Genomic DNA, 13,050 nt, shown 5'->3' on the forward strand with positions numbered 1-13,050 from the left:
ACGTCCGAAAACGCCCGCCGAGCAGCCCTGGCAGGATGGCTGCACCAGTACAACCACCACCGGCCCCACTCAGCCCTCGCAGGCCAACCACCCATCAACCGGTTGAACAACCTGGCTGGGCATCACACCTAGCCTGGGCCGGGTGAGGTGCCGGTGAGGCCGCTGCAGGCGATCGCGATGGGCGTCGTCGTGCTGCTGCTCGAGGCGCCGGCCGGCGGGTTCGACCTGCTGGCCGACCCGTTGGGGTGGCTGCTGGTGTTGCTGGGCGTGCGCGACCTGCCGCGCGCGATGCCGCTGCGGGGTGCACTCCGCGCCGTGAGCGTGGTGGCGGCCGTGGCGTCGGTGCCGCTGTGGTTGCCCGTGGTCGTCGAGGCGCTCGAGGACGCCGACGAGTCACTGGCCTGGGCGGCGAACCTGCCGCGCCTGGGGTTCTTCGTGGTGCTGGGCCTGGGCCTGGCCGGCGCCGCGACGGCGGCCGGCGACCGGGTGGCGGGCACCTGCTGGCGGGTCGTCGCCGGCGGTGGCCTGGTGGTGGTGCTGCTGCCCGCCCTGGTCTTCGGAGGGGGCCTGAACCAGCTCGACGACGCCGCCGGCGCGGCGGTGGCGCTCGTGCCGACGGTCGTCGTCGTGCTGGGCTTCTGGCACTCCGGGCGGAGGTGGGCCGGCGGTGAGCCGGCCCCCTCGCCGGACGACGTCAGCTCGGGATGACGTTGAGGGCGACGGTGGCCGCGACCTCGTCGTGCAGCCGCACGGTGACGGTGTGCGCCCCGAGCGTCTTGATCGGGTTGGTGACCACGATCGTGCGCTTGTCGACCTGCTCGCCGGCACGCTCGGTGAGCGCCTGGGCGATGTCGCCGACGGTGACGGCGCCGAACAGGCGGCCGCCGGCACCGGCGCGGACCTTGACGTCGACCGGCTCGCCCTCGAGCTTGGCCACGAGGGCCTCGGCGTGCGAGGCGTCGCGCACCGCGCGGCTCGCGCGGGCTGCCTTGATCGAGTCGACCTGCTTCTGACCGCCACGGGTCCAGCGGACCGCGACGTTGCGCGGGATCAGGTAGTTGCGGCCGTAGCCGTCCTTGACCTCGACGATGTCACCGGGCGAGCCGAGACCGTCGACCTCCTGGGTGAGGATGAGCTTCATGTTCGCGTCCTTCCTCAGCGACCGGCGGAGGTGTAGGGCAGCAGGGCGAGCTCGCGCGCGTTCTTGACCGCGATCGCGACGTCGCGCTGGTGCTGCACGCAGTTGCCGGTGACCCGACGCGCGCGGATCTTGCCGCGGTCGGAGATGAACTTGCGGAGCAGGTTGGTGTCCTTGTAGTCGACACCGGTCGCCTTCTCCTTGCAGAACTGGCAAACCTTCTTCTTCGGCTTGCGCATCACTGCCTTGGCCATTGTGGTGCTTCCCTTCTAGAAGCCCGGCCCGGCCACGAGGCCGGGACGGAATGGTGAGGTGGATGGTGGGTGGGTGAGGGGGGGACCCTCAGAAGGGCGGCTCGTCGGAGCCGACCCCGGGTGCGCCCCACGGGTCGTTGCCGGGACGCTGACCGCCCTGGCCGGCCTGGCCGCTCTGCGCGCCGCCGCCCTGACCGCCGCCCTGGGACGGCGCGGGGGTGGCCCACGGGTCGTCGGCGGGAGCACCGGACTGGCCGCCCTGCGACGACTGGCCGCCGCCGTAGCCGCCGCCCTGCGACGACTGGCCGCCGCCGTAGCCGCCGCCACCGCTGGTGCGGCCCGCGCGGGCCACCTTCGCGGTGGCCCAGCGGAGCGAGGGACCGATCTCGTCGACGTCGATCTCGAACGAGGTGCGCTTCTCGCCCTCACGGGTCTCCCACGTGCGGGCCCGCATGCGGCCCTGGACGATGACCCGCGCGCCCTTCTGGAGCGACTCGGCGACGTTCTCGGCCGCCTGGCGCCAGATGGAGCAGCGGAGGAACATCGCCTCGCCGTCCTCCCACTCGTTGGTCTGCTTGTTCAACGTGCGGGGGGTGGAGGCCACGGTGAAGTTGGCCACCGCCGCGCCGGAGGGGGTGAAGCGCAGCTCGGGGTCGTCGGTGAGGTTGCCGACCACGGTGATGACGGTCTCGCCTGCCATGTCAGGTTCTCCTGGAGGGTGCTGGGCCCGGGGACGCCGGGGATGTCGAGGTCATCGTGACCTGCGGCACCGACATCGCGCAGCGCCATCCACAGGCCGCCGGCGACGAGAGTCGCGAGCGGGCGTGGCGGGTGCGGGGCCCGGACGGGCTCAGACCGTGGCGGCCGGAGCGTCGGGACGGATGACCTTGGTGCGCAGCACGGTCTCGTTCAGACCGAGCTGGCGGTCGAGCTCCTTGACCGTGGCGGGCTCGGCACGCACGTTGAGGATCGCGTACACGCCCTCGGCGTGCTTCTGGATCTCGTAGGCGAGGCGACGACGGCCCCAGACCTCGAACTTCTCGACCGTGCCACCGTCCTTGGTGACGAGATCGGTGTAACGCTTGAGGGACGCCTCGACGGTCCGCTCCTCGACACTGGGGTCCAGGATGACCATCACTTCATAGCTACGCACAGCGCTGCTCCACCTCCTGTGGACTCGGCGGCCACGGCATCTCCGTGGCAGGAGGGCTATGCACGCCCCGGTGACCGGGGCACACGGCCCCGCTCGAGACCCGTCGGTGGGCCGCTCGCGAGGACAGGTCAGGCTAACAGGGGCCACCACGGCCCCCGAAATCCCGCGGGACGCCGTCCGGCCGGGGCCTGTGGACGACGCGACGCACGCGCGGCGCCGGCGTGGCAGCGTCGGGGCATGCCCGCCGTCCGCCCCCGCAGCGCCGCCCCGCCCGCGCCGGCCGCCGTCCTCACGCCGCTCGGGGGGCGCTACCAGCTGCTCGACCGCATCGGCGCGGGCGGCATGGGCACGGTGTGGCGGGCGTGGGACCTGCGCGAGCTGCGGTTCGTGGCCGTCAAGCTGCTCGACCGGCCCGACGCGCCGCGGCTGCTGCGGTTCGTGCAGGAGCAGGGCGTGCGCATCGACCACCCGCACGTCGCGGCCCCCACCGGCTGGTGCGCGGACGACGACCGCGTGGCCTTCGCGATGCCGCTGGCCCACGGCGGCTCGGTGGCCGACCTGCTGGCCGAGCACGGCGCGCTGCCAGCGGGCTACGTCGTCCGGCTGCTCGCCCAGCTGCTCGACGGGCTGGCGGCGGTGCACGCGGCCGGCGTCGTGCACCGCGACCTCAAGCCCGCCAACCTGCTGCTCAAGGCCACCGGTGACGGCCCGCCCCACCTGCGCATCGGCGACTTCGGGGTGGCGGCGCGGGTCGGCGGCGTGCCCGACGCGCCGGGCGACGTCGTCGGAACCGACGGCTACGCCGCGCCCGAGCAGCTGGCCGGCGCCGCGCCCGACCCGCGCCAGGACCTCTACGGCGTCGGGCTCACCGCGCGGGTCATGCTCGGGGTGCGGCCGCAGGGAGCGCTGGCCGCGCTCGTCGCCGACCTCTGCGCCGCCGAACCCGACCGGCGTCCGCGCAGCGCGGTGGCGGCCCGCGCCCGCCTGGCGCAGTGCGGGACCTGGCCCGGCGACGTCTTCCCCACCGTGCCCGACCGGCTCGCTCCCCTGGACGCCGCCCGCGTGCCGCTGCCGGCGGCGCGGCGCCACGCGCGGGCGCGGCCCGCCTCGCCGTGGCGCGAGCGCGCGCTGCTCGCCGCCGCCTTCGCGGGCTCGTGCGCGGCGTCCGGGGCGGCCGGCTGGCGGCTGCTCGGGGGGTGAGCCGTCGCGCGGGGAACGCACCCGGAGGGGTGTTCTCCCCTCGCCGGTGGTGCGGAGACTGGACCGATGTCCTCCGTCTCCCCCGACTCCACCTGGCGCGGCGCCGCCCTGGCGCTCGTGCTCGCGCTCCGGGTGCGCCTGCGCGCCGCGATGCTGCCGACCCGTCCGCCTCACTAGGTTGCCAGCATGCGCGCCCTCCCCGCCGCCCTGACCCTGCTCGCCGCCCTCGCCCTCTCCGGGTGCGGCGGGGACGACGACGAGGCCTCCGACCCGTCCGCCTCCGGCGCGGCGAGCGACGTCAACGACGACCAGGGGCCGGGTGACAACGGCGCCGGCGCCGGCGCGTGCCCGTTCCTCAGCGTCGAGGCCGTCAGCGAGGCCACCGGGGCCGACGCCGAGCTGGTGGCGGGCGGACCCGGGGGCTGCAGCTTCCGGGCCGGTGACGCCACCGTGCTGCTCAGCTTCGTGCCGATCACGGTCGACGCCGAGGAGTACGCCACCGGCACCCGCGACAACTGCGAGACCCCGGTGACCGACATCGAGGCCGGCGACATCGCCTTCACCTGCGTCGGCATCTCGCCGCAGGGCTTCGTCTTCTCCGGCGGCGACTCGGTCGTCGTCGACGTCACCGGCAACGCGTCGGACGACGACGCCCTGCGGGTCGCGGGCGACCTGCTGCCCGAGGTGCAGTTCCCCGTCGACGACGAGTGAGGCTCAGCGCAGCCTGACGGGGTTGCGCGCCGAGATCTCCTCGCCCTGGCCGAGCTGCATCACCGCGGTGATCTCGCTCTCGGACTCCTCGAGGGTGAACGGCGCCTGGATGCAGGTGGCCTCGGGCCCGCCGCCCCACGAGCCGGTGAGCGAGTCGATGCGCACGCCCTCGGCGTTGACGAAGTCGACCGAGATGGGCAGCCCGGACGGCGCGCCGCGCACGACGTACTCGGCGAAGAGCTGGTCGCCGGCCGCGACGCCGTCGACGGTCTGCGGGGACGACGGCGTGCTGCGGCCGTCGCACTCGCCCTCCTCGCCCTGCTTGGCCCAGCCCGCCGAGACCACCTGGCTGTCGCCGGTGACCGTCGGCGGCTCGGGCAGGTCGTCGAGGTAGGGCGAGACGTAGGAGGGGTCGCCGCCGGAGCGGGCGATGTCGATGACCTCGGACGCCAGGTTCACCGGGACGATGAGCGCCGAGCCCTGGGTGATGGCGCCGGCGTCCATCGAGGCGGCGGTGACGACCCGGGTGTTGAGGCCGATGATCTCGCCGTCCTCGTTGATCGAGGGGCCGCCGGAGTTGCCGGAGCCGAGGCGCACGTCGCTGTCGATGGCGCCGCGCTCGGTGCCGACGACGGGGTCGGCCTGGAAGGTGGCGACGACGCCCTCGGTGACGGTGAGCGGTCGGTCGCCCTGGGCGAGCACGTTGCCGATGGCGGGGTAGCCGAGGGCGATGATGCGGTCGCCGGTGCGCAGCTCGTCGCTGTCGCCGACGGGCAGCGGCTCGGGGAGATCGAGGTCGGCCGCCTCGACCGGCCGGCCCTCGGCGTCGGAGGCGATGCGCAGGACGGCGACGTCGAGGTAGCCGTCGGAGACGATCGGCTCGGCGCGGTAGGCGGCCGCGGCCGGGGCGCCGTCGTCGGAGCCGTTGGTGAGCGAGACGGTGAGGTAGGCGGGGTCGTCCTGCCCGGTGGTCTGGCCGGGGGCGTCGGGGTCGCCGACGTGCGCGTTGGTCAGGATCAGCCCGTCGTCGCTGATGATGCTGCCCGAGCCCGACCACAGCAGCCGGTCGGAGTCGTCGAAGGCCTGCAGCAGCACGGCGGCCGCCTTGGCGCGGTCGAGCGCGGCCTCGCGCTGGGCCGAGGGGTCGGTGGGGGCCGAGGTGCCCGAGCCGTCGCCGGCGGTCTCGGCGCCGTCGTCGTCGGTGAGCGCCCAGACGCCGACGCCGACACCGGCCAGCACCAGGACGGCGGCCGTGGCGGCGCCCACGAGCGCGAGCGTCCTGCGGCGCTTGCGGCGCGTGGCCGCGGCGATCGCCTCGCCGGCCGCCACCACGGGCACGACCTCGATCTCGTAGCCGGCCGTCGGGTGCCCGAGGCTGATGACGGTCGGCTCCTCGACGTGCACCTCGGTGACCGGCTCGTCGTCGACGAACGAGCCCGACGTGGAGCGGTCGACGTACCACCAGCCGTCGGGGCGGGGCTCAATGACCGCGTGGTGGCGCGAGACGGCGACGTCGTCGGTGACGATCTCGAGCGAGGGGTCGCGGCCGATGCGCGCCGCGCGGCCGGGCGGGAACCGCAGGTCGTCGTCGAGCCGGCGGCGCACCAGCAGGCCGGGCCCGGCGCCGGCGAAGCCGGGGGCCAGCGGGCCGGTGATCATCGTCGGCGTCTCGAGCGGGCTGCGCTCGCCGGCGGAGGTGAACGGCGCCGGCACGGGTGCGGGTCGGAACGCCCCGCCGGGCCCGGACGGACCGGACGGACCGGGCGGACCGGGCGGCACGGCGGGCGGGCCGGCGGCGTGGCCGGCGGGCGGGACGCCGGGGCCGACGGGCGCGACCGGCGGCGGGCCGGCCGGCGGCATCGCCGCCGCGTGACCCGGCGGCGGAGGCGTAGGGGCGAACGGGTTGGTCGGCGGGGGCGGCACGGGCGCCACCGCGAGGGAGGTGACCGGGGCGGGCACCGGGGGTGGGCCCGCAGGAGGCGGTGGCACGGCGGTGCCGAGCGGCGTCACGGTCACGGTGAGCACGAAGGCCTGGCCGCGGTCGCCGAAGCCGACGGTGGCGGTGCCGCGCAGGTCGGCGCGCTCGACGCGGCGTCCGTCGACCCAGGTGCCCTGGGCGCTGCCGAGGTCGACGATCTCCCAGCCCTCGCCGAGGGCGCGGATCTCGGCCTGGCGGCGCGAGACCGTGGGGTCGGGGACGACGACGTCGGCGGTGCGGTCGCGGCCGATGCGGAAGACCCGCGCCTGCTCGGCGGTCCAGACCTGCCGGCCGTGCTCGATGCGGATGCCGTGTGACGCGTTGGCCATCGTCGCTGGTCCTCCCTCGCCGGGCGGGGGAGCCGGCGTCCGGTGTCATGCCCGATGACCGGGGCGGCTACACCCTCCGCAGGTGGGCCCACCGGGGCTGTCGGTCGTGCTCCCTACAGTGTCTCCCATGGCTGCCTCCCCCCTCCGGTTCGGCGCCCACGTCGACCAGGTCGACCCGATCGCCGAGGCCCGCGCGCGGCAGGCGCCGCTGGTGCAGTTCTTCCTGGGCGACCCGCAGAGCTACGACGGTCCCGTGGTCGCCTACACCGGTGGGGCCGAGGCGCTGCGCGACGACGCCGCGGCCGCCGGCGTCGACCTCTACGTGCACGCGCCCTACCTGATCAACGTGGCCACCACGAACAACCGCATCCGCATCCCGAGCCGCAAGCTGCTGCAGCAGCACGTCGACGCGGCGGCGTCCATCGGCGCGAAGGGCCTGATCGTCCACGGCGGGCACGTCAACAAGTCCGACGACCCCGAGAAGGGGTTCGACAACTGGCGCAAGGCCATCGCGGCCACCGACCTGAAGCTGCCGCTGCTCATCGAGAACACCGCGGGCGGCGACAACGCCATGGCGCGCCACCTCGACCGCATCGGCCGGGTGTGGGAGGCCATCTCGACGGCCGAGGGCTTCGAGCAGGTCGGGTTCTGCCTCGACACCTGCCACGCCCACGCCGGCGGCATCGACCTCGTGGGCGTCGTCGAGGCCGTGCGCGCCATCACCGGCCGCATCGACCTCGTGCACTGCAACGACAGCCGCGACGACGCCGACTCCGGCGCCGACCGGCACGCCAACCTCGGCGCGGGCCGCATCGACGCCGAGCTGCTGGCGGCCGTGGTGCGCGAGGCCGACGCCCCGGTGGTGCTCGAGACGCCCGGCGGCGCGGCCGAGCACACCGCCGACCTCGCCTGGCTGCGCGAGCGGGTCTGAGCCCCGCCCGAGCGGTCAGCCGCCCGACTCGCGCCGCACGAACGCGGCGAACCCCGGCACGGTGAAGCGCAGCCGACCCCGCTCGGCCGCCTCGACCAGGCCCTTGTCGAGCAGGCTGCGGCGCGGCTCGCTGAGGTCGTTGCTGGTGACGCCGAGCCGCTCGGCGATGGCGGCCCGCCGCACCGGCTGCTCCGGCGCCTCGGGGCCGGACGACGTCGCGGCGGCGGTGGTGGCGGCGGCGTCGGCGGCCTCGCCGGTCAGCTCGGCCATGGCCACCAGCAGCCGCCGCTCGCCCGGCGAGGCGACCGACCAGCGGGCACGGAACATCGTGTCGAGCTCGGTGGCGACGCGGTCGCGTGCGTCGTCGAGCAGGACGGCGTCGAGCTCGCTGCCGTCGTCGGGCCGGCCGGCCTGCCACACCGCGTCGCCGTAGAGCTGCAGGAAGTAGGGGTAGCCGTCGGCGAGGGCCACGACCGCGTCGCGCAGCGCCGGTGACCACGTGACGCCGACCGCCCGCGCGGGGCCCTCCAGCACCTCGACGGCGTCGGAGGCCGCGAGCCGACGCAGGTGGCGGAAGGCGAACCGCTCGCTGAAGGTGACCGCGGCGGTGAGCACGTCGGGGGTGTTGGGCAGACCGGCGGCGAAGACGACGGCGGGCGGCTCGGGGGTGGCCTGCTGCAGCTCCTGCCAGGCGTAGGCGAAGGTGCGCAGGTCGGACCGCGGCGCCGCCTGGATCTCGTCGACCAGCAGCACCAGGCCGGCCGAGCCGCGTTCGCGCGCGGCGAGGGCGGCCGCCGAGACGAGGTCGGCGAAGGCGCTGGACGCCGCCCCGGTGCCGGCGTCGTCGGACGACGCGACGTCGAGCTCGACCCCCGCACTGGCCCCGACGGCGCCGAGCTCGAGGCTGAGCGACTGCACGCGGTCGCGCAGCCGCGAGCGCGGACCGACGTCGACGCCGATGCCGTCGAGGCCCCGGGTGATGGCGTGGCCGAGGGAGGCGACCAGGCTCTCGTCGCCGCGGGCGGTGACCCAGGCGACGACCGCGCCGGCCTCGGCCGCGGCGTCGCGGACCGCCTTGAGCAGCGAGGTCTTGCCGACCCCGCGCGAACCGACGTCGACCTGCACCCGACCCCGGAAGCGGCCGTAGGTGGCCATCAGCGCCAGGTCGGCCCGGGCGCGCTCGACCTGCTCGTGGCGCCCGACGAGGACGGGCGGTGCCTCACCGGGCGTGTAGGGCGACGGGATCATGATGCTTCCTGATGAAACGCTGATTCATCAACGATCATAAGCCGGAGGTCCGACAGGCTCACCGGACGGCGCGGCGAGGGCGGCGAGGGCGCCGAGGGCGGCGTCGGCGGCCCCGACCGCCGCGGGGACGACGCGGTCGGGGTCGACCCAGTCGGCGGCGTCGGTGCGCACCGGCTCGAGGTCGGCGAGGTCGCCGACGACGTCGACGCCGCTCGCCCGCACCTGGGCGAGCCAGGTCGCGGTGAGGGCGGCGACCCAGCCGTGGTGGGCGGGGTCGAGCCGGACCCGCGGCGAGTCACGCCCGGCCAGGCCGCGCCCGACGACGACGTCGCGCACCGTGGCGTGCCAGCGGCCGCCGCGGCGGGCGTCGTCCCCGAGCCGCTCGTTCAGGGCGCGGAGGAACTGCGCCTCGGGCAGGCCCACGGCGTCGTTGCTGCGCCGCGCCGGCCGCGGCGCCCAGGCGGGGTCGAGGCCCGCCGCGGCGGTGAAGCGCTGCCAGAGCAGGTCGCGGTCGGCGCCGGCGGGCGGCACCGTCACCAGGTGCACGCGCTCGGGGTGGCCGAGCACGCCGGCCCACCGGGCCAGCACGGTGGGCAGGTCGTAGGTGCGCAGCGGCTTGAGTCCGCCGTCGCGGGCGCGGGCGAGGTAGTCGCCGTAGGTGAGCGACTGGCCGTGCTTGAGGCCCTCGAGCCACCCCGAGACGAGCTGGCGGGCCAGGTCGCGGGCGGTGTAGACGACGTGCACCTCGGCACCGCCGGCCGCGAGGTCGCGCACCGCCCGGGCCGCGGTGGCGTCGGTGCAGCGCACGAGTGCCTCGTCGCTGACCACGCTCGTGCCGTCGTGGGTCGTCACCGCCTCGACCAGCCGCGGCCACCAGCCGTCGGTGTAGCGGCGCGGCCGTCCAAGTCGGACGCCGGTCAGGTCGAGGGCCGCGCGGAACGCCAGGCTCGCGGGGCCGTCGTCGGCCGGCGCCCGCGGCACCAGGACACCGTGCGCGGCGAGCGCGTCGGCGTTGCGATTCAGGCGGCTCTGCAGGTGCGTGGTGCCCGACTTCGGCGCGCCCACGTGCAGCACCACCCGCCGTCCGTCGTCCACGCCCCCATCCTCGCCGACCCGTCGCTTACAAGAGACGGGTCAGCGCCCGAGGTAGGACGGCGGGGGCGGGGTGCCGCCGGGCGGGGTGCCCGGGGACGAGCCGTAGGGCGGGGTGGACGGCGGGGACGGCGAGCCGTGGGGCGGGGTGTTCGGCGAGCCCGATCCGGTGGTGGAGGTACCGGTGGAGCCCGACGAGCCCGAGGAGCGGAGGCCGGCGAGACCGACGACGACGAGCACGACGCCGCCGACGCCGCCGAGGACCAGCGCCCACCAGGTGGGGTGCTCGACGGCGAGCAGCAGGGTCGCCGAGGGGACGACGGTCACCGTGATGGCGATGATCAGCACCTTGAAGCCCGGGTGGTCGCTCAGGTATCCGGCCACCAGCCACAGCACGACGAGCGCGGCGGAGGCGGCGAGGGTGACGTAGACGTCGTCGTCGAGGCCGCCGCCCCCGCCGAGGCCCGACCCGCCGAGCCCGCCGCCGAGGGCCAGGCCGATCGCGCCGAGCGGCAGCACGAAGGCGTAGAGGACGACGGCCCCCGCACCGGCGGTGACCGGGACGACGATGCGCGCCGGCGGCAGCATCCACGCCAGGGCGGTGACCACGACGACGAAGGCCGCGACGGCCAGCACGAACGAGGTCAGGCCGCTGCCGGAGGTGTCGGTGTCGAGGACGTCGCTCGCCGCCTGGCCGTAGAGCAGGGCGAGGCCGCCGGTGGCGGTGAGGGCCGGCGCCGCGCTGGGGGCGAGCACGTAGCCGAGCACGCCGCCGGCGGCGACGATCGCACCCGCGATGTAGGCGTAGTTCTCGGGGGCCTCGAAGTAGACGCCGACCACGATCGCCGCGGCCACGGAGCCGAAGCTGAGCGGCCACGCGGTGAGGTTGCGGGCGGCGTCGGCGTCCTTCACCAGCACCCGGGCGGCGAGCCCGACGGCGAGCAGGCCGACGGTGGCGGCGAGGCCGACGCCGAAGACGCTCCAGTCGAGCTCGTTGGTGGTGCGCGCCCGCAGCGACGAGACGGCGACCGCGGCGGAGAGGAGGGCACAGCCGAGGGCGACGAGCACGCTGTCGCGGCGCAGCCCGGACGGCCTCGGCTCCGTCACGGGGGTGTGCACCGGGGTGGTGGTCATGCCGCGAGGGTAGGGCGATCAGCGCATCGCGGGGAGCACCTCGCTCGCGACGCGCTCGAGCGTCGCCTCGTCGGCGGCGTAGGGGTCCTCGGGGCGCGGCCAGTGGGCGACGACGTCGGTGAACCCGAGCCCGGCCGCCCGACCGACCATCTCGGCGAACAGGTCGACGCTGGCCAGCGAGGTGCGCACGGTGCCGGGGTCCTGGTCGGGCAGGTAGCGCGCGGAGTCGAGCAGCAGGTAGCGCGGCAGGTCGGCGCGGCCGGCCTCGGCCTGCGCCGCCTCGAAGACCTCGGCCGACTCGGCCAGCCCCGCGAACCAGGCGTCGAGCGAGGCCGCCATCGGGCCGGTGGTGACCCACCCGTCGCCGACGGTGGCCGCGAACCGCACCGAGCGGGGTCCGTTGGCCGCCACCAGCAGCGGCGTGCGGCGCAGCGGCGGCAGGGTGCGGGCGTCGCGCACGGAGAACCAACGGCCCTCGCGGGTCACGTGGTCGTCGTCCCGCAGCGCCACGAGCGTCTCGACCAGCTCGCGGAAGCGGGCCGTGCGGTCGCCCAGGCTCAGCTCGTCGGCTCCGAGGACGGCGGAGTCGAGGTTGCCGCCGGTGCCCACGCCGAGCAGGAACCGGCCGTCGCTGATCGACTCCAGCGCCTGCGCGTCGCGGTGCAGCAGGTAGGGGTGGCGGAAGTTCGGCGAGCTCACCAGCGTGCCGAGCCCGATGGACGACGTCACCGCGGCCGCGGCGCCGAGCACCGGCGTCGAGGTGGTCCAGGGCGAGTCGGGCAGGCCGCCCCACACCAGGTGGTCGTAGGTCCAGGCGTGGTCGAAGCCGAGCTGCTCGGCCGCCTGCCACCTCGGCCGGGCCTCGGCCCACGGCTGGTCGGTCAGGATCGTGATGCCGAAGCGCATGGCGCCGAGGCTACGGGTGGCGGCCGCTCCCCTGCCGCGAGGAGGGCGGCGCCCGCGAGCGTCAGCGTCCAGGCCGCGACGGCGACGTGCGGCCACTCGGGAGCCGTGGCGCGGGTGAGGGCGAGCACGGACGCCGGGACGGCGGCGACGAGCGTCGCGAGCAGCAGCGCTCGCGGCGCCACCCCGCCGGTGCGGTGCCACGCGAGGACGAACGCGCCGGCCAGCGCCACTGCGGCGACCAGCACCGCGGCATCGAACCACGGCGTCGGGTCGTAGCCGACGAGCGTGCTGACCATGGAGCCGTCGGGACTGCAACCCACGTAGTTGACCGTGTTGGCGTACCACGGGCCGGCGACCGCCACCAGGGTCAGCGCACCCACGGCGGCCCCACCGAGCCAGGGCAGCGCTCGCGACGAGGGACGTGTCACGGCGACCAGCAGCGCGACAGGGGCCACCAGGCCGGCGTAGATCGAGAGCGACAGCCAGTCGATGCTCTCCTCGTCCCGGTGCAGCACCAGCCCGGTCTGCCAGGCCCGTCCTGCTGCGAGAGTGAGGACGACGAGACCGGCTCCGAGCGACTGAGCGAGGACGGCGGCCGTCGTCCGGGCCGGACCGCGCGCGAGTGCGACGGCGAGCGCCACGGCGGCACCGGCTCCGGTCAGGGAGGCACCGACCCCACCAAGCGGGCCTCCGACCAGCACGACGACGGTCAGGCCGCCGGCGACGGCCGTCCCGACCCGGCTCACCGTGTCGTCGCTCCGCAGGGCGTGCGCGGCCAGCAGCACCACCGCCAGGACCCCCGCGAGGAGCACGCCGCGATCGAGGCCGCCGGGGACGTCGGCATCGCAGTAGGCCCAGTGACGGCCGCCGGCCGCGGCGACGAGGGCGGCGGCGACCAGCAGGCCCTGACCGGCTCGCGTGCGCACGACCGCAGCGTAGGTGCCGTGCACGTCGTCCACCCCCGAACCCGCCCCCG

Annotated in this window: 15 protein-coding genes; 5 read left to right on the top strand and 10 right to left on the bottom strand. The window is 75.7% G+C overall.

Features of this window, described 5'->3' with window-relative positions; genetic code table 11:
* Positions 1-132: integrase core domain-containing protein (locus tag ABEA04_RS00005; RefSeq protein WP_345455570.1), on the top strand; the 132-nt coding region annotated here is incomplete at its 5' end.
* Between the two features lie 21 nt (positions 133-153).
* Positions 154-708, top strand: coding sequence for a hypothetical protein (locus tag ABEA04_RS00010; RefSeq protein WP_345452928.1), 555 nt, complete (start codon positions 154-156; stop codon positions 706-708).
* Here ABEA04_RS00010 and rplI read toward each other — a convergent pair.
* The 4 genes from rplI to rpsF form a co-directional block, all read right to left on the bottom strand.
* Positions 695-1,141 carry a 50S ribosomal protein L9 gene (rplI, locus tag ABEA04_RS00015; RefSeq protein ID WP_345452931.1) on the bottom strand — a complete coding sequence of 149 codons (447 nt, stop codon included), beginning with the start codon at positions 1,139-1,141 and terminating at the stop codon, positions 695-697. The genes ABEA04_RS00010 and rplI overlap by 14 nt on opposite strands.
* 14 nt (positions 1,142-1,155) lie before the next feature.
* On the bottom strand, positions 1,156-1,392 hold the full coding sequence (gene rpsR / locus ABEA04_RS00020; protein WP_345452934.1) for a 30S ribosomal protein S18: 237 nt from the start codon (positions 1,390-1,392) through the stop codon (positions 1,156-1,158).
* 88 nt (positions 1,393-1,480) lie between these two features.
* Positions 1,481-2,092 (bottom strand): single-stranded DNA-binding protein, encoded by a 612-nt coding sequence (locus ABEA04_RS00025; protein WP_345452937.1) that lies wholly within the window; start codon positions 2,090-2,092, stop codon positions 1,481-1,483.
* A 150-nt stretch (positions 2,093-2,242) separates the two neighbouring features.
* Positions 2,243-2,545 (bottom strand): 30S ribosomal protein S6, encoded by a 303-nt coding sequence (gene rpsF, locus ABEA04_RS00030; RefSeq protein ID WP_345452940.1) that lies wholly within the window; start codon positions 2,543-2,545, stop codon positions 2,243-2,245.
* A gap of 237 nt (positions 2,546-2,782) precedes the next feature.
* On the opposite strand from rpsF, the gene ABEA04_RS00035 reads away from it, so the two are divergent.
* Both ABEA04_RS00035 and ABEA04_RS00040 read left to right on the top strand, forming a co-directional pair.
* Complete coding sequence (locus tag ABEA04_RS00035) at positions 2,783-3,745, top strand: serine/threonine-protein kinase (RefSeq protein WP_345452942.1); 963 nt, start codon at positions 2,783-2,785, stop codon at positions 3,743-3,745.
* Between the two features lie 186 nt (positions 3,746-3,931).
* Complete coding sequence (locus ABEA04_RS00040) at positions 3,932-4,456, top strand: hypothetical protein (RefSeq protein WP_345452944.1); 525 nt, start codon at positions 3,932-3,934, stop codon at positions 4,454-4,456.
* Positions 4,457-4,459: 3 nt separating this feature from the next.
* Here ABEA04_RS00040 and ABEA04_RS00045 read toward each other — a convergent pair whose 3' ends face one another.
* Positions 4,460-6,763, bottom strand: a complete 2,304-nt coding sequence (locus tag ABEA04_RS00045) for an FHA domain-containing protein (RefSeq protein WP_345452947.1) — start codon at positions 6,761-6,763, stop codon at positions 4,460-4,462.
* A 127-nt stretch (positions 6,764-6,890) separates the two neighbouring features.
* Between ABEA04_RS00045 and ABEA04_RS00050 the strand changes: the two genes are divergently transcribed.
* Positions 6,891-7,694, top strand: coding sequence for a deoxyribonuclease IV (locus ABEA04_RS00050; RefSeq protein WP_345452950.1), 804 nt, complete (start codon positions 6,891-6,893; stop codon positions 7,692-7,694).
* Positions 7,695-7,709: 15 nt separating this feature from the next.
* Here the strand turns inward: ABEA04_RS00050 and ABEA04_RS00055 are convergent, their stop codons facing one another.
* The 5 genes from ABEA04_RS00055 to ABEA04_RS00075 are packed head-to-tail and all read right to left on the bottom strand — an operon-like array spanning position 7,710 to position 13,000.
* On the bottom strand, positions 7,710-8,942 hold the full coding sequence (locus tag ABEA04_RS00055; RefSeq protein WP_345452953.1) for an AAA family ATPase: 1,233 nt from the start codon (positions 8,940-8,942) through the stop codon (positions 7,710-7,712).
* Positions 8,943-8,969: 27 nt separating this feature from the next.
* Positions 8,970-10,037, bottom strand: coding sequence for a hypothetical protein (locus tag ABEA04_RS00060; RefSeq protein WP_345452955.1), 1,068 nt, complete (start codon positions 10,035-10,037; stop codon positions 8,970-8,972).
* 39 nt (positions 10,038-10,076) lie between these two features.
* On the bottom strand, positions 10,077-11,168 hold the full coding sequence (locus ABEA04_RS00065; protein ID WP_345452958.1) for a hypothetical protein: 1,092 nt from the start codon (positions 11,166-11,168) through the stop codon (positions 10,077-10,079).
* 18 nt (positions 11,169-11,186) lie between these two features.
* Positions 11,187-12,074, bottom strand: a complete 888-nt coding sequence (locus ABEA04_RS00070; RefSeq protein WP_345452961.1) for an LLM class flavin-dependent oxidoreductase — start codon at positions 12,072-12,074, stop codon at positions 11,187-11,189.
* Positions 12,050-13,000: a hypothetical protein gene (locus tag ABEA04_RS00075; protein ID WP_345452964.1), complete on the bottom strand. Its 951-nt coding sequence runs from the start codon at positions 12,998-13,000 to the stop codon at positions 12,050-12,052. The genes ABEA04_RS00070 and ABEA04_RS00075 overlap by 25 nt, the downstream gene beginning before the upstream one ends.
* Positions 13,001-13,050 lie beyond the last annotated feature (50 nt).

It is taken from the genome of Nocardioides marinquilinus, assembly GCF_039543705.1.
In the GTDB taxonomy this organism is placed as follows: Bacteria; Actinomycetota; Actinomycetes; order Propionibacteriales; family Nocardioidaceae; genus Nocardioides; species Nocardioides marinquilinus.